Here is a 22,611-nt window from a genome sequence, read left to right on the forward strand (position 1 = left end):
AAAAAATGGAAAATAACACATATGAGCAGGAAATAGATTTAAAGGATCTAATGTTTGCGGTCTTTAGGAAGTGGCGCCCAATTATACTTTTTGCTTTTGCCTTTGCGATAATATTGGGAGGGTACAAATGCGTAAAAGAGTTAAGGAATCAGAATGATGAAGCATATATTACGGAGCTTAAAGAGCAGTATCAGACTGATAAAGAGAAGTATGAGCAATCCGAGAAAGGATATGAACGCGATATTGACAGTTTCACTGCAAGTATCGCATATCAGGAAAAGTATAAGGAAAATTCCATATTGCTGAAAATAGACCCTTATAATAAGGGCGCTGCTTCTGTGGATGTCTTTGTTAAAATGGCAGAGATTCCAGAAGAGAATGGGATAACTGTAACCCCTGTGGATTTTGCAGATGGAGTAGTAAAGGCGTATGCATCCGCGATTCAGCAGGGGGGATTTTTAGAAACTTTATCCGATGAAATGGGAATTGATCTGATTTATTTAAAAGAATTGATAAAAGTTACAACAGACTATGATAGCAATATGCTGAATGTAAGTGTTACCTATACAGATAAAGAAGGAGCAGGCAAGATTTTAAATGAGATTGTAGATAATTTAAAGTCTATGTATCCGGACATTCAGGATCATTTAGGTCAGCATAGTTTATCTGTCATGAATCAGGATATTGGTGTAGTTACTGATCAGACATTAGCAGATTACCAAAAACAAAAGGTAGAAGATTTGGCTGCTACAAATAAAAACTTAGAAGATGCGGAAAAGGGATTAAAAGAATTAGAAAAACCTAATAAGCCAATTGCTTTATCCAGGATGTCGATCGTGAAAGCAGGAGTAAAGTATGGCATAGTTGGCTGGTTTGCCGGAGCATTTTTAGTAGCATTTGTTGTATGTGTTGTATATTTGCTCAATGGAAAAATAAATACCAATGAGGACTTGAAGAATCGGTTTGGTCTGAGGAATTTGGGAAGTTTTAAGGAAAATAGGAAAAAGAAAGCATTCTTAGCTATTGATAATTGGCTGGATATGATCGAAGGAAAAGAATTGATCCCAGATGATTTAGTCTGTGATCTTACTGCAACGAGCATCCATGGAATGTTAGAGGCAGAACAATCCATATACTTAACCGGAATAGTAGAAGAAACCCGCCTGGCTGATCTCTCTGGAGAAATCCAGCAAAGATTAAGTGAACTTAAGATTGGATTTGGAACTGATATTCTTCATAATGCTAAAAGTTTACAAAATTTACAGATGTATGATGCTGTTATTTTAGTAGTAGTGCGCCGACAGTCTAAAATGAGAGAGATTGAAAAAGAACTGGAGACGGCTCTTAATATGAATAAGAAAGTGTTGGGATATATTGTTATGGACTCCGTTTATACTTCTGGAGCTTGATTTTACGATTCCCATGAACTATTTTCAGGATAAATTACAAAATTATCGTTGTAACCATTGAATTCCCTCCCCCCATCTGCTATCATAACAACAGAATACGCAGTCAGGGAGCAAAGCCATGGAATTAACCGATAAACTATTAAAGCCAATTCGTGAAACAGCCTATTTAACGGCGGAGAATGCCAGACGTTACCGTGTCATTCTCCGCTATTTCTATATGCAGTATGAGAAGATCAAGTACTGGATGGAACAAGATGAGATCCACCGCGAACTCTCATCCCACCCGGAATTCTCCGACTATACCATCGACCAGTGCCGCCAGGATTTAGATGCTCTGGTCCACTGGGGAAACCTTCTCACCATGCAGGATACCAAGCGGGTGACCTCCATCGAAGCCTTTAAAAACAGGCAGTACCGTTATCAACTTGCAGAATATTCGGTAGAGATCGAGCGAATGACCATTCGGTTAGAAAAACTCTTCGTGGAAGGCGCCTCCCTCGAGCCTACTCTCCTTGAAAAAATACGGCTGGAACTATCAAAAATCTTTGAAATATCAGAAAAATCCCCCTTAGAAGTTTACGGCTGGTGGAATAGCTTAAACAACGATTTCATCCGCCTCAACCAGAACTATCAGGACTACATGAGAGATTTAAACAGCGCAAGAGCGGAGGAATTAATGAAGACCGCCCAGTTTCTCATGTATAAGGACAAGCTCATTGAATATCTCCGCTCCTTCGTAAAAGGTCTCCAGTTGAATGTAGGAGTAATCGAGGAGATCATGAAACGCATTACTCCCCCGGTCCTTGAACTGATTTTTCAAAAAACAGTAGAATACGAGCTTTCTATCCCACGTCTGGATATGGAACCGGACAGAGAAGAACTTTACGAGCGCACCAGAGGGCGTTTTACAAGTATGGAAGAATGGTTTATGGAGACAGCCGGGGTGCCCAGTGAGGCCTCCCGGTTATTTGACATGACCAATGAAAGCATCCGGAGAATCACCCGCTATGCCACCCAGATCAGTGAGCAGTTTACAAGCGGCGCAAACCGCAAGGAGGAGTACAGAAAGCTGTGTGAGACATTTTTAGCCTGCAGTGATCTTAAGGAGGCGCATTGCCTGTCAGCCGTTGTATTTGGTGTGGAAAGACCTATGCATTTAAAGGGGAACTTCGAAAAGACCACGGACAGCATCAATGCAGGGATTTATGAAGAACCTCCCTGTATCCTGGAGATAGCCCCCAGGATCCGGGAGTACAAAGAGAGAGCAGAGCGCAGCTTCATCAGAGATTATTCTGCAGAGAAGGAGCAGGCCAGAAAAGAGGAGATGGAAAAGCAGGAGAGGGAGCAGTTTATGATGGACAGCTTTTTAAAAGACGGAGAAATCCATTTTGATAAACTTCCTGTTCTTGAAAAAAGTGCCAGGAATATTCTCCTTCGCTGGCTTGCCAGGGCTTTGGAAGGTGACGGATTGGGGAAAACAGGAGACGGGAGGGTTTACCGTGTGGAAAACCCGCAGACCAGAGAACGCTGCATCGTAAACTGCCAGGATGGCAGCTTTGAGATGCCAGCATTTGTGCTTCGATTTGAGGAGGAAAAGGAACTGTGAATATACTGGAAGAATTGATGAATGAGAGGTGGATATCCAAATACCGGGACAGGGATAAGTATTACCGTATTAAGGATGAAATCAGTGAGATCCGTCCCTTCCTTGTGGAAAAGCTGGGATACCGGATTATCAGCAACAGCAGCCTGGTAAAGCTTGAGAAGCTGCCGGGAGAAGCACTTCCCTGGATGGGGATCAGGGAATTTAAGGACACCTCTGATTATGCTCTTTTTTGCGTGATTCTTATGTTTCTGGAAGACAAGGAAGCGGAGGAACAGTTTGTTCTTTCCCAGCTGACGGAATATATTACCGGGAACTATCCGGAAGGGGAGATGCCGTGGACCGTCTTTTCCAATCGTCAGAGACTGGTACGTGTGATGAAGTTTTGTATGAAAAACGATCTGTTTGTTATGGATGACGGGAATGGGGATCAGTTTGCTGCTGATCTAGAGACAGAAGCCTTATATGAAAATACAGGCCTTTCCAGATATTTTACAAGAACGTTTACCAGGGATATCAGTATGAATAAAACAGTGTCTGACTTTTTTCAGAGTGAATGGCTGGACATGAATGAAGACAGAGGTGTGATCAGGCGGCAGAGGGTATACCGCAAGCTGCTGCTTTCCCTTGGTCTGTACCGGGAGAACGGGCAGGATGAGGATTTTAACTATGTAAAGAATTACCGGAGTGTCATTGAGAATGATTTGGAACAGTTAATCGATGCTTCTCTTCAGGTTTACAAATCCAGTGCTTATTTAATCCTTGGGGAAACAGGAGATCTTGGAAAAATATTTCCGGCCAGAAACAGCTTATCTGACGCTGTTTTGCTTCTCCATGGAGAGATCAGATGTCAGGTTGAAGCAGGGGAGCTAAAGACAGGAGTCAACGAAAGAATCGCCCTTCCGCTGATCAAGCTAGAGGATATCATACGGACCACAAGGGCGAAATATGGAAGCGGATTTTCAAAGGCGTTTCGTAAGATGCCGGACCATGAGTTTATAAAGATTCTTATAGAAGAGATGGAAGATCTGGATTTTTTGAGAATTGATCCGGTCACAGAAGAAGCAGAAATTATGCCTGTGGCGGGTAAGCTCACAGGAAGATATCCGGAGCGTTATCTGGGACAATTAAGCGAGGAGGACAATACCAATGAAAACCAGTAAATGGGTGATTAACCGGATCGGACTGATTGATTTCTGGTATTACGATGAGGAAGAATTTCATTTCCGGGATGGGCGTCTGCTGCTGCGCGGTTCCAATGGATCGGGAAAGTCTGTTACCATGCAGAGCTTTATTCCCCTGCTTTTAGACGGCAACAAGGCAGCGGAGCGTCTGGATCCCTTCGGGACCAGAGCCAGAAAGCTGGAGAACTACCTTCTTGAGGAAAATGACGGACGGGAAGAGCGGACCGGCTATTTATATATGGAATTTAAGCGAAAGGACAGCGATTCCTACATTACGATTGGGATCGGACTTTGTGCAAAGAGAAATAAAAAGCTGGATTCCTGGCATTTTATTATCCGGGATGGACGGCGCATAGGAAGGGATTTTTTCCTTTACAAAGAACTGAAAAATAAGATTACCTTAAGCAGAGTGGAGCTTACCAACCGTCTGGGAGAAGGCGGTCAGGTAATCGATGGTCAGAACGACTATATGAAGCTGGTCAACGATACTCTTTTCGGTTATGAAAATGTGGAAGAGTACAAGGAACTGGTGGATCTGCTCATACAGCTTCGTACGCCCAAGCTTTCTAAGGACTTTAAACCCACCGTACTGAACGAGATATTAAGCGGTTCCTTATCACCTCTATCCGATGAAGACCTTCGCCCCATGTCAGAGGCGATTGAGAATATGGATAATTTAAAGACAAGGCTTACGGAGCTGGAAACCGGCAAAAAGGCAGCGGACAGAATCAATGAAGTCTATCAGCAGTACAATCGTGCAGTGCTGTACGAAAAAGCAGATCAGTATCGGAAGGCGGATCAGGAATACAGGCAATATGAGAAGGAATATTCAGGGGTACAGCAGGAGATAGAAGAAAGCAGCCAGAACCGTCAGCAGGAAATTCAGAAAGAAGAAGCCCTTAATATAGAACAAAACACACTTCAGGAAAAAAAGGAACGTCTGGACAGCAGTGATCTCTCAAAATTGATGGAACAAAAGCTGGAGGCAGAAAATAAGCTTCTTCAGGCAAAGAAGGAGCTGGAGGAAAAGGAAAAAAGTCTGGAGGAGAGAACCAGGAAGGAAACCGAGCTTTCCCATGCCTTAAAAGAGCAGACGGATAAACTGGAGCAGCAGGAAAATGAGATAGAAGAAGCCCTTGATGAGATGGAAGCAGGACTTCAGGTGCTCAGCTTTGATGAGCATATGTTTATGGCCGGCGATTTAAAGAAAGAGATTACTGTGCCATATCCATTTCATACCTTAAGAGACCAGATGGCGTCGATCCGGCGCGATATTGATCTGGGAATCGGTCTCCTGGAAAAAAGGCAGCGGATTGCTGAAAAGCAGGAGGAGGAACTGGTCGGACTGGAGAAAACCAGACAGGAAAAGCAACGCCTGCTTCTCCTTAAAAAGGATCAGGAAGAGCAGTGCAGAGAAGTGAAAAGTGAGTGGGAAGAGGCATTTTATAAGTGGGTCAGAAGCAATCAGCAGCTGATACTTTCCGAGGAGGAAGAACGTTACTATACCTCAAGAATCCGTTCCTACGATACACTGACTGACTCCCTTGAAGCCAGGGAGCTGCTTCGGGAGCATAAAGACAGAATCCTTCAATCACTTCAAAAGTCAGGTGTGGAGCTGGAGCACCGGAGAGATCTGGAAGAAGCAGATTGTGAGAACAAGAGAAAGGAGCTTGAGGACTGGAAGAACCGGAAGGACCCTGAGCCTGAAAAACAGGAGCCTGTACTTGCAAACCGTTTGTGGCTGAAGGAAAAACGCATCCCTTACTATCCTTTTTATAAGGTTGTGGATTTTGCAGAAGCTCTTGATGCAGGTAAAAGAAACCGGCTGGAGGAGGCGCTCTCCTGCATGGGTATGCTGGATGCCGTGGTTGTGCCTGCAAATTACCAGGAGCAGGTGTTGGCAGCCAGAGAGGGTATGAGAGATACCTATATCTTTGGTGATATCGGCAAGGTGAAGGAGAATATTGCCAGACTCTTGGAGGTCTCCTCTGATGTGGATGACATTGTATTTTATCAGGAGCTTTCTGATGTTTTGGGAGCGGTTGCTACGGCAGCCGGCGGTCAGACCTGGATTGATGAAGAGGGAAGATTTGGTCTGGGAATATTAAAAGGTACCATTACCCATTCCTACGAAGCAAAATTTATTGGTGTCAGAGCTAGGGAACAGTACCGCCTGGCAAAGATACAGGATTTAGAGAAAGAGCTTTCTGAATACTCCGGAAAGCTGGAAGAAACAAAAAAACAGCTGACAGAAAACAGAGATAGAATTACATGTCTTGAGGAAGAATATTCCAGATACCCCTCAGAGTTTGATGTGAGGGAGGCGGTCAGTGAGCTGCATGAGACGTTGGAGCACATAGAGAAACTGGAAGCAGATTTAGAGGAGAAGGAAAAGAAAGTTTCCCTGCTTCAAAAGGAACTGACGGAAGCAGGACTGGCTGTAGCGGAAAACAGTAAAAGGCTTTATTTAAAGGCCGAGCTCTCTATATACAGAGAAGCAAAAGAGGAAGCTCTGTCTTATTATGATTCCATCGGAACCCTGGAGCTGCTGCATCAGTCATATCTTCATACGCTTGAAAATGTACAGGTTTTAAAAGACCGTATGGAAGAGATTTTTATTCTTCTTGATGAGGTCCGCTATGAGATCGGCAGAAGGAATCGGGAAATAGGAAGCCTGAACAGTACAATTTCCGCGTGTGACGAACAGTTAAAAGCAAAGGATTATGAAGCTGTGAGAGAACAGCTGGAATACTGCATCAAACGTCTTGCTGCCATTCCGGATGAGTTAAAGGACTGTTATTTAAAGCAGAGCGGTTATGAAAAGGATTATAATTTCGGTAAGGACAGGCTGATTGCCATTCGGGAGCAGAAGGAAAAAAGACAACTGGATTTGGAACTTCTTAAAAAGGCCCTTATTGATGAGAAAAATCTGTCTTTTGTAAGCGGACTGGAAGGATTATCATGGGAGAATCCTTCTGAAGCGGCGGGCAGCGTTCTGCGTCAGCTGAAATCAGAAAGTTTAAGAAGCAGCGGAGAATTAAGCAGCCTGCTCCAGCAGAGATTTTACGAGAATTTAAGTGAACTGGTGGACTATAACCTGACCATTCAGCCGGTGTTCGGGAAAGAAGATTACGAGGATCTGCCGAGAGGGACAATAGAGCCGGAATTTAAACGTCTTGTCATACTTGCCAAATATAAGGGCAGAGAGGTATCCTATGATACTCTTCTAGATGGCCTTGCGGGAGATGTGGAGATTCAGAAAAGTCTTGTAAAAGAAAGCGACAGAACATTGTTTGAAGATGTACTGGCCAATACAGTAAGCAAGAAAATCCGTTATAAAATCTATAAAAGTGAGAGCTGGGTGGAAAAGATGAACCGGCTCATGGGCAGTATGAATACCTCCAGCGGATTGAAGCTGAGTCTGGTGTGGAAGAAGAAAAAAGCGGAGGAGGAAGGTCAGCTGGATACCAGGGAACTGGTAGAGCTGCTGAAAAAGGACGCAGGACTGATGAGGGAAGAGGAACTGGAACAGCTGTCCCTTCATTTTCAGACCAAGGTCCAGGAAGCGCGGCGAATCATGGAGGATACAGGAAGTGTCCGGAGCTTCCATGCAGTCATGAAAGAGGTACTGGATTACAGAAAGTGGTTTGAATTTCAGCTCTTTTTTCAGAAAACGGGAGAAAACAGAAAAGAGCTTACCAATAATGCGTTCTTCACCTTCAGCGGCGGAGAAAAGGCCATGTCCATGTATGTTCCTCTGTTTTCATCTGTAGTGGCCAAATATGACGGTGCCCGAGACGACGCGCCCAGGCTGGTGTCTTTAGATGAGGCATTTGCCGGTGTGGATGAGCAGAACATCAGTGATATGTTCCGGCTCATGGTTGATATGGATTTTGAGTTTATTATTAATTCACAGATTTTGTGGGGAGACTGCGAGACCGTTCCGGAGCTTGCGATTTACCAGCTTTTGCGGAAGGAAAATGCCAAATTTGTCTCAGTGCTGCCCTATATCTGGAATGGAAAGGTACGGAGGCCCGCAAAGGATGGAGAAATGGAACGGGGATGAGCTCCTTAAGGAGGCAGTGGAGTATTTCAGCTGTCCGGGATTCCGGCGCTTAATGGAGGGACTGAGGGAAAAATACCAGTCCCTTTCCAGGCTGGGCGGAAGTATTGTTATTCCGGAACTGACTGAGGAAGAGGCGAAGTCACTGGAAGGTTTTCTTCAGATGGAGGTAAAACCGGGAAAAACGCTGTCCATTACGGTCCAACGTATTAAAAAATCCATGGATCAGACGCGTTTTGCAGGCTGCAGCTTAGAGACGCTTGTATCTGCGGTCTTAAATGACACACTGGTTTCAAATAAAGACAGAAAAACAAAGGAAGAAGCCCAGAGGGAGAATTATTTCCGGCAGTATGAAAGCCTCTTTCAGGGGACTTATGCAGGAACGTGGTTAAAAGACGCTCTGGTAAAAGGGAGCGTTTTAAACTCTATGATGGTAAGAGATTACCATTCCAATCCTGATTGGCTGGAGAATCAGCTTCCTGTCATATGCAGAGGGATCAATCAGCTCCCGGTATTTTCAGGCATTTATGAAAGGCTTCCCGTGTTTGCCGCCTCTGTTTCCGGGAATCCCCATTATTTCGATGAAGGAAAAAGAAGTCTGACCTACCTTTTACTTGGAATCCGCACACTTCTGGGAGAAAGCAGCCCTTATAAGACCGCAGTGGAAGGCAGAACCGGAATGCTTTACCGTGCAGGGATTATGAAAGATGATTTAAATAACTGGGTTCTCTGTCATGGAATCAGGGGATTTATATCGGGCGGAGTTCTTCATGAAGGAATGGAAGTGTACGTAAAAAGAAAGGAATCCCAGATTTTAACACTGCAGAATATAAGTTATTTAGAATCTGTAACACCAGTTGGACATGAGATTTATGTAGTAGAAAATCCTTCTGTTTTTTCCAGCCTTACAGAACGGAATAAGAAGGATTATACCTGCGTCTGTTCTGGCGGCCAGCTCCGCCTTTCCGTGGTTGTATTGCTGGATCTGCTGGCAGAGAGCGGAAAAGAAATTTATTATGCCGGGGATTTTGATCCGGAAGGGCTTAGTATCGCCCAGAAGCTGGTTTCCCGCTATGGAAATCAGCTTAAGCTTTGGCACTATGAGGAAGAATTATATCTCAAATCCATGTCTTTGGAAGACATCAGTGAATCACGGCTTAAGATGCTTGATGGTCTTACAGATGAGAGATTGACAGCAATAGCAGCACTTTTAAAAGAATACAGACATCCCGGATATCAGGAAAACATGATGGAGCAGTTTGTTTAAGATATCCGGGGCGCTGTCCTCGAAGAAACAAAACTAAAATCTGATTATTATCTTTATATTCTTATTTAGAAATCCCAAAAGTCAAAATTTATTTCGTGTATCTCCCCCTCCCAATATAGTATCCTAAGGTATCAACAGCATGGTATAACGCTGCATCCCCGCTCATCTCCCAATGTCCGGGCTTTACCCACGCTGTCTATAAGAAGGAGAAAAAGGAGGAATTTTTTATGGACCCATATATTGGCCAGATACAGCTGTTTCCCTACAATTTTGAACCCAGAGGATGGATCCTCTGCGATGGAAGATCACTGCAGGTCATGCAAAATCAGGCATTATATTCTCTCATAGGAACTACATTTGGCGGCAATGGAACGACGACTTTTAACATCCCCGACTTAAGAAACGCCAATCCACTTGCCATGACAAACCAGATGAAATATTACATAGCGGCTCAGGGCCTGTACCCCCAAAGATCTTGATGATTCATCAGTTCTTCATCACAGATAGGAAAGGAGAGAAAATGCATGGATGAATTTTTAATAGGTGAAATCATTCCTGTACCCTATATGTTTGCGCCAGCAGGCACCCTGTATTGTGACGGGAAGGAGTACCCGGTTCAAATGTTTCAGGCACTGTTTGCTTTAATCGGATCTACGTATGGAGGCAATGGTTCTACCACATTTTGCGTCCCCAATTTAAAGGGATTTGAATCCAACCCTCATGTTCACTATGTAATAGTGACAGATGGTCTGTTTCCTGATCGGTATTAGTCAACCGCTGATACCGATAAATAACTAATTTCAATTTACCTGAAAGGATTGATGAGATAAATATGGGTAACAATTTGGCTTTAAATGCATATATCACTGCAAGCAGTTATGTGGATCCCTATGTACCTTACAGAGCAGTAAACGGTATAACCAGCGACCCCACTTCCAGATGGCTGTGTGCGGCTCTGCCAGGGTGGCTGAGCCTTGATTTAAAGAATTCCCGCTGGATTGGCCAGTGGACTGTAAAAAGTCCGGGAAATCAGGCTGGCTGGCCGGTGGACTATTGTATGACATCATTTCGCCTGGAGAGCAGCTTAGACGGCACCAATTGGACCATTGTGGATTCTGTGACTGGGAACAACAGCAATCTATGTACCAGAGTACTTCCAAGCCCGGTATGTGCCAGATATTTCAGACTTTACGTTCCTGGTGGGGGAGGATTAAAAGCTAACCGGGCAGCGGCATCCATTATGGAACTGGAACTGATAGAAGCAGATGCAGCCGTTTTGTCTTCGCTGGAAATAAAAGATAACAATGGGAATGATGTAGCGCTGACTCCTGGATTTTACCCGGATACATTTATCTATGTTTCCAATGTGGGATTCGACTCTGATTGGATTACAGTGATTCCGGCTGCTTCTAAAGCGACAGCAGTTATCACGGTAAACGGGCAGGGACTGACAGATGGAAAAGCCACCGTTGAGATGAATAATGGATCTAATACAGTAGAGATTAAGGTGACTTCGGCAGATGGCGTTACTGTAACCTACCAGGTCGCAGTTACAAGGGCCAGCAGTCCCTATCTGACCTCTGTGAAATTAGCAGGATTGCGTTTTTCCGTATTTGAAAAAACAACGTATAGTTATGATCTGAGTACCAGCAGGCTTACCGAAACTGCAGTGATACCGGCAAGTGAAGATCCGGAGGCAGTGGTTGAGATCACTTTAAATGATGTTGTATATAGCAGCGGCCAGCAGATTCCTTTAAATGAGGGCTTGAATCCAATCAATGTTACTGTTACCTCAAAAACCGGAGATGACAGTAGAAATTATATCTTTAATATAAATAAAAGCACGTAATTTTATATTTTGACAGAGAGAGTGATAGAATGGTTTTTAAAAGTAAGCGTTATTTAAGCTGCGTTCTCATTTCAGCAATGTTGATTTGCGCTGTTCCCATAAGCGTATATGCTGAGACAGGACAGATTTTAAGTGAGGATGACAGGGACGCAAAATCAACAGCAGGATGGGTTGGGGAGTTTGATCCAAGAAATGATTTCGATTTTAGCACAACTAGTCCAGGAACTAACTGGTATCAGAATATTGATATATTTCAGTATAATATTATTTCTCCTACAGATTCAATTGATGGAACAAGAGATATGTTTGAGTATTGCCCATTTTATAATACAAGAGATAACAGTAAAGGTACGATCTATAAGGATTTACCGGTTACTCCTGGTTATTATATGCTGTCAGCATCTGGTGAGATTGCATTACAATTCTCCAATGATACAGGTAAGCTAAAAATTGAAGTGTATGATAATACTGCTGGAACGGGATCCCCAATCAGCAGTTCATCTGCGTCAGCCCAATACAAGACTGGAGATTGGGACCCCGTTTCAGTCAATAATGTATATCTGACTCCTCGGGCTAAAATGATTCGATTGGTCTTAGAAGCAGCTACAGAGGAAATTGATGAATACCACTATATCGATTTTGATGGTTTAAGTGTATCGCTTGCCCCAACTGCCACGCCCCCCATTATAACTAATATGAATAATGATTTAGCGGTATTTACAAAAAGTGGTCCCCCAATACCACTGGATAAAGATCAGGATATAACAGTAAAGGTAGATTCCGGTTTTGGCAGAACCTACGAAGGCGGCTCGCTCACTGCGTCCATTACTGGTAATGGCATCGCTTCAGAAGATGTACTGGAGATTGCCCAGACAGGCGGCATTACCCTGTCTGGTGGTTCTGTCTTATATAACGGAACATCTATTGGAACGTATTCAGCAGGGGGGGCAGAAATGAACCTGTCCGTTTCATTAAATGCCGATGCCGGTGATATCAGTGTAGCAGCTTTGATTAAAGCTATTGTATACAGGAATACAAACACAGTAAATCCCAATACAACCCCCAGAACTGTAATGGTATCTGTTTCAGATAACAACAACGCATCAGAACCAGTCTTTATAACTGTTAATGTGAATTATCCTCCGGTCAGAAAAAGCGGAGTTTCCGCCTCTGATACATCAGACAGGACGGTCAATTCACCATATTTACTGGATTTAATTACAATTTTTGAAGACACAAATAATGACCCACTGACTTATAAGGTTAAAGTAAATGAGGGGGCCGTACAGTCGACTGGAAACAGCTATTCTTTCACCCCAACAGAAATCGGAACGTATACACTGGTATTTCATGCCTATGACGGAAATGATGAATCCACGGATACTTACACAGTAACACTAAATGTGAAGGCACCTAATACGCCTCCCGTTAGAAAGTCTGGTGTGAGTGATACAAAGCTGGAAACCATTGCAGTGAATAAAGCCTGTGAAATTAATTTGGATACAATTTTTGAAGATGCCGACGGCGATTCATTAACTTATGTGGTAAGTGTGAACGGAGGAGAGGAGAAGGCTGTGGCCGGGGACTATTCCTATACCCCTGCTTCTGAAGGAGCATACACGCTGGGATTCAGAGCCTATGATGGCAGTGCATACTCTACAGACACCTATAAGGTAAACATTACAGCAGTAAATACCCCTCCGGTAAGAAAAAGTAATGTTGAGGAATCAGTAAATGAAAGTTTAACTGTGGGTATGGCATATGCTCTTGATTTAACAGAGATATTTGAAGATGAGAATCAGGACCCCCTGACTTATAAAGTAAAGGTAAATGAAAATGCGGAGGAGATCATCAATAAAGACTATACATTTACCCCTGCCGCCACAGGATCATACACCATAATATTTAAAGCAAATGACGGTACTGATGACTCCACGGACACATACACAGTAACACTGAATGTAAAACAGCCAAACCGTGCACCGGTCAGGAAAAGTGGATTAGAAGAATCAATGTCATTTACAGCTTCGGTAAATTCCCAATTTTATATAGGCCTGGAAAATGTATTTGAGGATCCGGACGATGATCCATTGAACTTTATGGTAAAGATTGACGATAACCCTGAAGTATCAGCCGATGATAACTTTAACTATACAGTTACTTCGGCAGGATCCCACACCCTGGTATTTAAAGCCTCTGACGGGAGATTGGAATCAACCGAAACATTTACTATATCAATTACAGCAACAAAAATCCCACTCAGATCAGTCACGCAGCCTGACGCAGTAACCGGAATCCCCAATGGTTCAGCAAAAACAGCTGCTGCACTCGGCCTGCCTGAAACAGTAAGACTTGTTACTGATTCAGGACCTGAAGACGCAGACGTCACCTGGAATGTGGCAGCGTGCTCCTATGATCCGGATCAGGAGCCAGAGCAGACCTTCGATGTGGAAGGAACAGTCAGTCTTCCTGACTATATCAGTAATCCGGATGGTATTTCCTTAGATGTAACAGTCCGTGTAACGGTTAAATCTAAATTGCCGGCGGATATGACTCTGGTGAGCATTGTACCGGTAACCCCCATTACCGGCATTCCCAATGGCTCAGCAAAAACGGTCTTATCACTGAATCTGCCTCTCAATGTGATTCTTGTAACTGATCAGGGAAATATATCAGCCGGTGTTACCTGGGACCTGGAATCTGGTACCTATGATCCGGACCAGAAAACAGCTCAGACCTTCGAGGTGGAGGGCGTAGTGAGCCTTCCTGCCAAAGTGGTTAACCCGGATGGGGTATCCCTTTCTGTCACTGCAGAAGTAACCGTTGATGCAGAATCACTGACTGATAAAACACTGGAGCGGATTTATTCAATCTCTCCCGTAAAAGGCATTACAAACGGGACTGCCAAAACAGTAACCGCTTTGGGGATACCAGCTAAAGTACTGCTGGGAACCGATGACGGTAACGTTCAGGCGGATGTGAACTGGGATCTGGACTCCAGTTCCTATGATCCTGGTTTAAGTGAAGAACAGACATTTACTGTAGATGGAACCGTAGAGCTGCCGGATAACGTAATCAACCCGGCTGGTATCTCTCTGGATGTAACCGTTGAGGTAACTGTCCTGGAAGAAGAGGAAGAGCAGGAATACTACACTCTTCGGATCAAAGTGACAAAGAGACCGGATAAGGTAAGCTATACGCTTGGAGAGGATTTGGATACCCAGGGGCTTGAGGTAACAGAATATCAGAAAGCCAGTCCTTCCAATGCTGTTAGAAAAGTTGCTTTATCAGAGGATCAGTATGATCTGGAATATAATCTTACCAGAACAGGAACGCGGCACGTGAAAGTTATTTATTATGGAACCGACCGCAATGGTGATGAGAAAGAGTTTAAAGATGAATTTACTGTCAGGGTGAAAGAACCGCCGCGGGATGACAGCAGTGATGACGATGACGATGATGATGAAAGGGAGATTATAGAGCCTGGAAGGAAATCAGCGGGCGGAGACGAGGATCATTACTATCCCGGTACCTGGAACAAGGATGATACTGGCTGGAGACTATCCGGAAAAGATGGAAGCAGAGTAGCGAACACATGGGTGTATACGGACTGGCTGGGTTCGAAGGACTGGTATTTCTTTGATGAAAAAGGCTACATGATAACTGGCTGGTTTGAATACAAAGGAAATGTCTATTATTTAAATCCGGTCAGTGACGGTAAAAAAGGCTACATGTATATGGGATGGAATATGATAGAAGGAAAGTGGTATTATTTCAGCGAGGCAGAAGACGGAACAAAAGGTTCCATGCTGAAAAATACGGAAACTCCGGATGGACATCGGGTAGGACCGGATGGGGTTCGTATTTCTTAACCTGTCTTTTCCCAGAAACGAAAAATGAGAGAGAGTAAGCGGTAAGCAGCATCAATAACCGCCTGCTCTTTTTCTTATGTTTGACTAGAAGAAAAATATTTATCTTGCCATATTTTTCCTCAGATAGTAAAATGAAACAAAAATGCAACTGGTCTGAGGGAAGATAAAAATAATGAAAGAAAAACGCAAAAAAAGTAGAAACGCCCTGTTATTTTTAATTCTGTCAGTATGCATTATATCAGGGCTGGTCAGTATCAGAAATCAATATATTACATATCCCATATCAGACGGATTCTTAAACCTGTCAAATGAGAACATAGAAGAAAAGGCAATCCGCTTAAATGGTACCTGGAAATTTTATGAAGGTACATTCGTTACTGACGGCTCCCGGCCGGCAGGTACATTAATGGTGCCGGAAAGCTGGCGGGGGACGGTAATAAATGGGAAAAAACTTGAAAAGCACGGCATCGGCGTGTATGAACTCCGTCTAAGAGTCCCCGCTCCCGGAGATTACTGCATGAAGCTTAATTATGTTTCCAGCGCATATGAACTTTTCGTTAATAACAAAAGGATTCTTGAGAACGGAAGGATTGGAATGGATAAGAATTCTGAAATTCCAAGCTGGACATCTCAGTTTGTCTACTTTCATACAGATGTAAAGGATCTGGTGATCCGTCTTAAGGTTTCTAATTTTCACTGCAACAACGGAGGCATCGTACTTCCTGTCTATTTTGGCAGACAGGCACCTCTTATCCGGTTCCAACTGTTCAATCTCATGAAAAATATAGGCTTTATTGGCATTCTGGCCGGCATGGCGTGTTATTTGTATGTATTTAACTGGTGCCTGAATAAGAAAGCACAGTCTGTATATCTATGGATTTTTTGTATCTCCGTATTGGTCGCTGCTTCCATTATAGATGGTGAGAGCCTGGTCAGTATTTTTCCATTTTTAACCATAGAAGCAGTTTTAAAGATTGAGTATGTGTCCTTTATGGTCCAGATCGTAGCCATTCAGTATTTTCTGTGGAGTATGTTTCCAGAGCTGGGTAAAGCTCATCCCCTTTATTTTTTAAAGGGTCTGGATTTTGTTTATACTGCTGTTTTAATCTTTCTTCCGGTCATGCCTGTTTTATATGATGACAGGATTTTTGTGCCGGTTATGGTGATCAATGCGCTTTGTTATTTCTTGCTGATTGCTAAAGCATTTCGTTTGAAAAAGACGAATGCCGGCCCGATTTTTCTGGGGTATTGTGTATATGTCCTGTCCTGCATCTTACAAATTGTGGATATTCAGCATAACATTGATGCAGCTTACATAAGTGATTTTAATTTCTATTATTTTGGTGTACTCTTTTTCCTGCTTAGCCAGGGCTACGTTCTGGCAGTTAATGTGGAAGACACCTTCCGCCAGTCGGAACTTGCCCATGAGATGGAAATCGCCTCTCTGCAGGCTCAGATCTCCCCTCATTTCCTGTTTAATATTCTAAATAATATATACTGCCTCATGGACACCAATGTTAAGACAGCGAAACATATGCTGATGTGTCTGTCTGATTTTTTAAGGGTGAAGTACCGGTTTGATTACAGGACCTATATGCTTTATCAGCTAAGGGAAGAGCTGGATCTGGTGAGATCCTATGTAGAACTGCAGAATGTGAGAATGAATGGTGCCTTAAAGCTTATCATTGATGCGCCGGATGAACTCCTTTCAAATGTCATCCTTCCCCTTACCTTACAGCCCCTTGTGGAAAACTCCATTAAGCATGGATATGAATCCGGTGAGCTGGAAATCCGCATCAGCGTTAAACAAAACGGAGAGACACTGGTAATATGTGCCGAGGATAACGGGAAAGGAATCCCTCCGGAAGTCCTTGAGACCATAGGCCGGAGCAATACTTCAAAAGATGGGGTAGGAATCAGCAATATCAATTACCGGCTTAACATATGTTTTAACAGCAGACTGGTCATTGAAAGCCAGTGGTTAAAAGGAACGAAGATCAGCTTTCAGATACCAAAGAGGGGAGAATAGTTTAAATGCAGGTTGTAGTAATCGATGATGAAAGAAATTCAATTGAATATCTCACGGAATTATTGAAGAAAAAAGGAGAGTTTACTTTAGCCGCCGCATTTACTGATTCCAGAGAGGGACTGGCATATTTACTGAAAAATCCATGTGATCTGTTGTTTCTGGATATTGATATGCCGGGAATTAACGGAATGTACATTGCAGAACAGATCACCAGTCTTCATCCGCAGACCAAAATCTGTTTTGCAACAGCGTATAATGGTTATGCGGCTAAGGCATTTGAACTGAATGCAGTGGATTATTTGTTAAAACCCTACACGGAAGAACGGTTTTTCAAGTGTCTTCATAAATTAAAAAACGCTGCAGCAGGGCAGGGGATATACCAGGAGATCAGCGGGCAGTATGAATATAATTTAGATATGATCTGCGGGTTTAACGAGGAAGATATTGTTCTTATACCTGCGGCTGATATATTCTATATAGAAGCATTACAGGGGACCTGTATGATACATACCAGGGATCATGTTTTCCGTGGCAATAAAACCTTGAATTTTTATGAAGAGAAGCTTAAAAAGAATTCATTTTTCCGGACTCATAAGTGTTATCTGGCTAATCTGGCCAGGGCAGACCGGTTCCGCCCACGGATTAATTATACCTATGATATGTATTTTAAGGATATTCCGGATGTGATACTGGTCAGCCGGAACAAGGTGAAGGAACTGAAACAATATTTCAATTAACTTTAGGAGGCAGAAAGATGAGCGAAAAAGTCAGGGTAAGTGAATTGAAGGCAGGAGATATTCTTTTGCTGGAACCAAGTGAAGACAAGATCTCAAAGATTATTGCATGGGTCACCAGATCGGCGGTAAGTCATACTGCATTGAGCTGCGGTCCCTGCAAACCAACAGGAACTGTGATTGAAGAAACCCCTCCGTGCGCAATCGAGGATACCATTCTTAAGAGAACGGCAAGGACAGCCTATGTAATGCGGTTAAATCCGGAAAAAAGCAGCTGTCAGCCGGTCATGGACATTGCAGCCCGGTATGTCAGCGATCAACTGCCGTATGCACGGGCGCAGCTGCCTTTTATCGGTCTTTACTGCATCTCCAATAACATATTGGGGGATACCGGGCTGCAGGGCATTATAACAAAGCTTGTGAAGCTTGCCATGGGGATTTTGATGGAACTGGAGGATGCGGCGATTTATAAGGGCAGGGAAGCCATGATGTGCTCTCAGTTTGCTTATCACTGTTATAAAGAAGCAGGAGCAGAATATGAGATTCACATAAAGGGGGATACAGGTTTTTGTCTGATCGACCAGATGATGGAGGCAATACAGAAGGATCCTGCCCGGTATAACAGCCGGATCTTTGCTTTAAATGGGGAAAACCGGGTGGTAACCGACGAAAGTGTGGATGAAGCAGTCAGTGAGTTATATGAAGCTCTGAGTAAGAACCAGGCTGCTCCAAGGCTTTTGACCGCTCCGGAAATGCCGGACAGCATTATTATAGAAATAACCCGTTTCTGCATTCAGTTTGTAAAGACATTTTTAAAGGATGCAGACAAAACCCGGGAGGACGCTGTTTACTATCTGGAAAAGCTGAAGGATATGAGAGAGTACTTCATTTCTCCATGTGACTTATTTCAGAATACATTAAACTTAACCTGCATTGGAACCGTTGATTATGAAGGTTTATAAGGATTCTTATAACCGTTTATCACGCTGATCTTACTGGTTATGGCGTTATTTTGCATCTTGTGGAAATTCCGCCTCCGGAAAATAAAATATAGATATAATGTAGCCAGCTGGTGAAGAGAAACCAGCTGGCTTATTTTTATGGAAAAAAGCCGGAGACAGCATATCAGGAAGGCGGAATCAAATGGACTACGAAAAAACGAAACTATGGCTCAGTGATCATGGCGTGATACTGGAGGAAAGCTTTTATTCAGCAATAAATAACCTGGCAAAGTCCTACAAGGTATCAAATGACTTAAGACTTCTTGAGGAAGTTTATCAGAAACTGGGGGTAAATAAACAGGCTTTATCCTGGTGGAAAAACCACCCGTACAGTACTCAGGCCAGGGAATCCAAAAAACAGGTGATTTCTTCCTGCGCGAAAGTGTTTGGCTTAAATCCGCAGGAAGCAGAGCTTCTGGCTAATAAGGCCGGACTCTCCATTTTTAGTGACCACGATTTCTGCGGATATTTCAGACAGTATTTAGATGGCAGAAGGGGAAGATACAAGTCCATCTGTGAGGCAGCCAACGTCAGCGAGCGGATGCTTCAGTATAGCAGGAGTCAGAAGCGGCCCTCAAAGGAAACGCTGCTGGCAATTGCCATCTCGCTGGGACTTGGGATTGACGAGATACAATCCCTGCTGAGAAAGGCAGGTTATGCATTATCAGCGTCTCTTCCCAATGATGCGGTTGTCTGCTGGTTCCTTACCGGTGACAGAAAGACCGATGGATCAGTTCCGATTCTGTTTCGTATCAACGAAGTGCTTTTTGAGCTTAAGTTTCCTCTTCTTATGACAAGAGTGAAAAACTAGTGAATCTAAATGAAATACCTGATTATAGAAAGATATTGATAGCCGGACATTAATCCGGCTTTTTGAGGTTGAAAAATCAATAAATAGATATATGGCATTAAAATTGTCAAAAATCTGACGAGATATGAAAGTTAAGAATAAATTATAAAAATAGGGAAAAAAACCAGGATAATTGATATCAATTATGTCGACAATATAAGATTTAAGGGAATCGCACATTTAGTGCCTGTCTTTTTTCGACAGGGCATATGTAGTACTTTGTTAAAAATCACCATGGAAAAATGAAAGGATTTGGACAGGAAAATATAAAAAATGTCGAAAAATGCGATAAAATTTACTTTTCAAACACATCGAAAGGACTTATATTGATTACAAGTAAAGCAGAAAAGGAGGGGGTATCTTTTATGACAGATGCTGAGAAGCTGCGGATTGTAGAGATGGAGAAGGAGAAGCTGATGGAAGAAAATTCGAGACTCCATAAAGTGATTGAAAGGTTGAATCAGACGCTGAACAGATTGATCGGACGTTACATAAGTACTGACAAAATCGCCTGACAGGGGATGGGTAAGGAGTGCAGGGGGGCACTCCCGGTATGTCCCTGTCAGGGATCAGTCCCCTCTTGGGAATGTTCCTGTTCATTCATGTTGAGTCCTTTGTTTTTGCGTACCATTTCCCAGATTGTCTGATGCATCCATTCAATGGTTTTATTCAGCTTTTCATTTTCAATCTCCAGTTCGGTAATGCGATCGCCCATTCGGGCGATGACTTCCCGGTTGTTGTTAACTTTGTGAGGGATAAGCAGACGCTTCACATAAGGAGACGACGAGGCAATGATCTGGGAAGACAGCAGTTCGTCCCTTTCTTCACAGGACAAATCCATAAAAGCCTGATAACTGATGGACAACGGCAGCATGTCCACCTTGCATTTCGGGCATACCGCGTTCCTTTCCAGCTGATAATAACCATAATACCCGCATCTGGAACAATAGTATACGGAAAGTTCTCTCATTAGTCTCCTCCTTTTTTTGTTTAGATATTAAACAACCTACTCCTATATGTATAACGTACAATCGACAAAAATATAACGCAAAAACAGTGATATCGATAAAAATATTTCTATTTATCTATATTGTACACGTAATCGGCTTGCAATTGTATAAAACAAATAAAAACCCGCAGCAAATTCGCTGCGGATTTTTTGGCAATTGAACGGATGATTCATTTATAAGGTGCTTTGTATTACTGTATAACACCATTTACATCAACAACATAGAACTTTTCGTTGGTGTCTTTATAATCTCTGAAGCCTGCGCCAAGCTCTGGCTTAATTGTGGACTTGGAGGTAGAGGAAGCTGTCTGAAGAGAACCATTGGTATTTACCAGGTAGTTCTTGCCGTTCAGAGTATATGGAGCAACTCTTAAATCGTCATCAGCTTCTTTTCTTAAACCGTTATCGTAAAGAGTGTCATCAAGAATGCCGGTATAGCCCTGGCCCTTTTTAGAACCTGAAGTCGCAAAGTACCAGATCTGGTTCTCGCCTAAATCGTCATCATAGATGGACTGTTTACCAGTTTTAATAACGCCGTTGTCTGCGAAATAGTAGTTTGCAGTAGTTCCGTCTTCAAGAGTAACAACTTTAAGACCTGTCTGCATTTCACCTTTTGTATTAAATCCATATTTCTCGGAATTTACAGTAAATATTTCAATACCCTTTTTCGCAAAGTAAGGTGCACCGTTTTTAAAGAAGAACCAGTGCTGTTCGCCTTCTGCGCTGATGTCCTCGATGCCTTCGATTTCTTTCCAGCCATCGACTCTTGCACCGCTTTCGTCATAGTACTGATAGCCTGCTGCGGAAGTATTGTTGTCAGTATTTTCGGCCGCTTCTGAAGGAGTTGCTGTTACAGGAAGTTTGTACCAGCCAGTCTGCATTTCACCATTTACAAAGGTGTAGTAGTTACCGTTGATTTTTTTGTCAACCTTGTCTGTTACCATGGTACCGTCTTTGTCAAAATAGAACCAGGCAAATTCATTTTCAGAGTATTCATCAACGCTTTCAAGCTGAAACCAGCCTGTCTTCTTTGCGCCGTCATTTTCGTCACCCAGATAATATGTGGAACCTTCGATCTCTACCTTTCCGGTAAGCATCTGTCCCTGATCGTCAAAATAATACCAGTTGTCGTTAATCTTCTGCCATTTGGATACAACGGCTTCTCCGTCTTTTCCGTAATAATGCCAGTAGTTTTCTGGTGAATCAGGGGAATCCCAGTAGCTGTCATTGGTGACAGAAACCCAGTAATTGGAGACTCTTTTTCCAGTCTCGTCTACATAGTACTCATCAATTTCCTGGCTGGTAGCGATCTCGCCATCCTCATTTAAGTAATACCAGTCATTTCCGTATTTCTTCCAGGAATCAGTAGCGGCGTAATCACCCTCCTCATAGAATTTCCATATACCATCTTCTTCTACCCAGCCAGTTGCTTTGGCATAGACAGTTGAGGCTGTGGTTAAGGTCCCGAATTGTGGGGCTGCAGCAGTTAAAATACCGGCAGCGGATAATACAGCCATCAATTTCATTTGCTTTTTCATAAATATGTTCTCTCCTTTTTTGCAGTAAGTTTGATCGTGGCCGAAAATCCATAGTTGCATTACTCTGCGATTATAACGTACATAAACAGAACAAAGAAAGTGTGGTTTGATGGCAGATATGGAAGGCGCTTACAAAATAGGAGAAAAGTTGTGGACAGGCAGGGGTTTCCCTTCTGGTATGGGAGTCCTGTAATGTCGTGAAT

Annotated in this window: 16 protein-coding genes; 14 read left to right on the forward strand and 2 right to left on the reverse strand. The window is 43.1% G+C overall.

Features of this window, described 5'->3' with window-relative positions:
• The first annotated feature begins 5 nt into the window (after positions 1-5).
• The 14 genes from CRO04_RS06495 to CRO04_RS26130 all read left to right on the forward strand — a co-directional run bounded on the left by CRO04_RS06495 (position 6) and on the right by CRO04_RS26130 (position 20,376).
• Complete coding sequence (locus CRO04_RS06495; RefSeq protein ID WP_097003415.1) at positions 6-1,409, forward strand: hypothetical protein; 1,404 nt, start codon at positions 6-8, stop codon at positions 1,407-1,409.
• A gap of 118 nt (positions 1,410-1,527) precedes the next feature.
• Positions 1,528-3,015, forward strand: a complete 1,488-nt coding sequence (locus CRO04_RS06500) for a TIGR02677 family protein (protein ID WP_097003416.1) — start codon at positions 1,528-1,530, stop codon at positions 3,013-3,015.
• Complete coding sequence (locus CRO04_RS06505) at positions 3,012-4,175, forward strand: TIGR02678 family protein (protein ID WP_097003417.1); 1,164 nt, start codon at positions 3,012-3,014, stop codon at positions 4,173-4,175. Before CRO04_RS06500 ends, CRO04_RS06505 begins: the two co-directional genes overlap by 4 nt.
• Entirely contained in the window at positions 4,162-8,262 is a 4,101-nt protein-coding gene (locus CRO04_RS06510; protein ID WP_097003418.1) for a TIGR02680 family protein, read from the forward strand. Before CRO04_RS06505 ends, CRO04_RS06510 begins: the two co-directional genes overlap by 14 nt.
• Positions 8,240-9,526, forward strand: coding sequence for a TIGR02679 domain-containing protein (locus CRO04_RS06515; protein WP_166432487.1), 1,287 nt, complete (start codon positions 8,240-8,242; stop codon positions 9,524-9,526). The genes CRO04_RS06510 and CRO04_RS06515 overlap by 23 nt, the downstream gene beginning before the upstream one ends.
• Before the next feature lie 227 nt (positions 9,527-9,753).
• On the forward strand, positions 9,754-10,005 hold the full coding sequence (locus tag CRO04_RS06520; RefSeq protein ID WP_097003420.1) for a phage tail protein: 252 nt from the start codon (positions 9,754-9,756) through the stop codon (positions 10,003-10,005).
• Positions 10,006-10,050: 45 nt separating this feature from the next.
• Positions 10,051-10,296, forward strand: coding sequence for a phage tail protein (locus CRO04_RS06525; RefSeq protein WP_097003421.1), 246 nt, complete (start codon positions 10,051-10,053; stop codon positions 10,294-10,296).
• Positions 10,297-10,358: 62 nt separating this feature from the next.
• Positions 10,359-11,375, forward strand: coding sequence for a cadherin-like beta sandwich domain-containing protein (locus tag CRO04_RS06530; RefSeq protein ID WP_097003422.1), 1,017 nt, complete (start codon positions 10,359-10,361; stop codon positions 11,373-11,375).
• A 29-nt stretch (positions 11,376-11,404) separates the two neighbouring features.
• Positions 11,405-15,247: a bacterial Ig-like domain-containing protein gene (locus tag CRO04_RS06535; protein WP_097003423.1), complete on the forward strand. Its 3,843-nt coding sequence runs from the start codon at positions 11,405-11,407 to the stop codon at positions 15,245-15,247.
• A 172-nt stretch (positions 15,248-15,419) separates the two neighbouring features.
• Positions 15,420-17,276 carry a sensor histidine kinase gene (locus CRO04_RS06540; RefSeq protein ID WP_097003424.1) on the forward strand — a complete coding sequence of 619 codons (1,857 nt, stop codon included), beginning with the start codon at positions 15,420-15,422 and terminating at the stop codon, positions 17,274-17,276.
• Between the two features lie 5 nt (positions 17,277-17,281).
• Entirely contained in the window at positions 17,282-18,013 is a 732-nt protein-coding gene (locus tag CRO04_RS06545) for a LytR/AlgR family response regulator transcription factor (protein ID WP_097003425.1), read from the forward strand.
• 17 nt (positions 18,014-18,030) lie between these two features.
• Complete coding sequence (locus tag CRO04_RS06550) at positions 18,031-18,972, forward strand: hypothetical protein (RefSeq protein ID WP_097003426.1); 942 nt, start codon at positions 18,031-18,033, stop codon at positions 18,970-18,972.
• Positions 18,973-19,153: 181 nt separating this feature from the next.
• Positions 19,154-19,822, forward strand: a complete 669-nt coding sequence (locus tag CRO04_RS06555; RefSeq protein WP_097003427.1) for a hypothetical protein — start codon at positions 19,154-19,156, stop codon at positions 19,820-19,822.
• A 404-nt stretch (positions 19,823-20,226) separates the two neighbouring features.
• The gene (locus CRO04_RS26130; protein WP_166432488.1) at positions 20,227-20,376 is read left to right on the forward strand and encodes a hypothetical protein; all 150 of its coding nucleotides are present in this window, start codon (positions 20,227-20,229) and stop codon (positions 20,374-20,376) included.
• A 47-nt stretch (positions 20,377-20,423) separates the two neighbouring features.
• Here the strand turns inward: CRO04_RS26130 and CRO04_RS06565 are convergent, their stop codons facing one another.
• Both CRO04_RS06565 and CRO04_RS06570 read right to left on the reverse strand, forming a co-directional pair.
• On the reverse strand, positions 20,424-20,831 hold the full coding sequence (locus CRO04_RS06565) for a hypothetical protein (protein WP_097003429.1): 408 nt from the start codon (positions 20,829-20,831) through the stop codon (positions 20,424-20,426).
• A 230-nt stretch (positions 20,832-21,061) separates the two neighbouring features.
• Positions 21,062-22,408 (reverse strand): cell wall-binding protein, encoded by a 1,347-nt coding sequence (locus CRO04_RS06570; protein ID WP_097003430.1) that lies wholly within the window; start codon positions 22,406-22,408, stop codon positions 21,062-21,064.
• Between the last annotated feature and the right edge of the window lie 203 nt (positions 22,409-22,611).

Source organism: Lacrimispora amygdalina (genome assembly GCF_900205965.1).
In the GTDB taxonomy this organism is placed as follows: Bacteria; Bacillota; Clostridia; order Lachnospirales; family Lachnospiraceae; genus Lacrimispora; species Lacrimispora amygdalina_A.

Bases quoted from the DNA above. Each gene is read 5' to 3' on its own strand.
- CRO04_RS26130 (WP_166432488.1), top strand. From the start codon at position 20,227: ATGACAGATGCTGAGAAGCTGCGGATTGTAGAGATGGAGAAGGAGAAG.
- CRO04_RS06525 (WP_097003421.1), top strand. From the start codon at position 10,051: ATGGATGAATTTTTAATAGGTGAAATCATTCCTGTACCCTATATGTTT.
- CRO04_RS06550 (WP_097003426.1), top strand. From the start codon at position 18,031: ATGAGCGAAAAAGTCAGGGTAAGTGAATTGAAGGCAGGAGATATTCTT.
- CRO04_RS06535 (WP_097003423.1), top strand. From the start codon at position 11,405: ATGGTTTTTAAAAGTAAGCGTTATTTAAGCTGCGTTCTCATTTCAGCA.
- CRO04_RS06545 (WP_097003425.1), top strand. From the start codon at position 17,282: ATGCAGGTTGTAGTAATCGATGATGAAAGAAATTCAATTGAATATCTC.
- CRO04_RS06565 (WP_097003429.1), bottom strand. From the start codon at position 20,831: ATGAGAGAACTTTCCGTATACTATTGTTCCAGATGCGGGTATTATGGT.
- CRO04_RS06500 (WP_097003416.1), top strand. From the start codon at position 1,528: ATGGAATTAACCGATAAACTATTAAAGCCAATTCGTGAAACAGCCTAT.
- CRO04_RS06510 (WP_097003418.1), top strand. From the start codon at position 4,162: ATGAAAACCAGTAAATGGGTGATTAACCGGATCGGACTGATTGATTTC.
- CRO04_RS06570 (WP_097003430.1), bottom strand. From the start codon at position 22,408: ATGAAAAAGCAAATGAAATTGATGGCTGTATTATCCGCTGCCGGTATT.
- CRO04_RS06495 (WP_097003415.1), top strand. From the start codon at position 6: ATGGAAAATAACACATATGAGCAGGAAATAGATTTAAAGGATCTAATG.
- CRO04_RS06555 (WP_097003427.1), top strand. From the start codon at position 19,154: ATGGACTACGAAAAAACGAAACTATGGCTCAGTGATCATGGCGTGATA.
- CRO04_RS06515 (WP_166432487.1), top strand. From the start codon at position 8,240: ATGGAGAAATGGAACGGGGATGAGCTCCTTAAGGAGGCAGTGGAGTAT.
- CRO04_RS06520 (WP_097003420.1), top strand. From the start codon at position 9,754: ATGGACCCATATATTGGCCAGATACAGCTGTTTCCCTACAATTTTGAA.
- CRO04_RS06530 (WP_097003422.1), top strand. From the start codon at position 10,359: ATGGGTAACAATTTGGCTTTAAATGCATATATCACTGCAAGCAGTTAT.
- CRO04_RS06540 (WP_097003424.1), top strand. From the start codon at position 15,420: ATGAAAGAAAAACGCAAAAAAAGTAGAAACGCCCTGTTATTTTTAATT.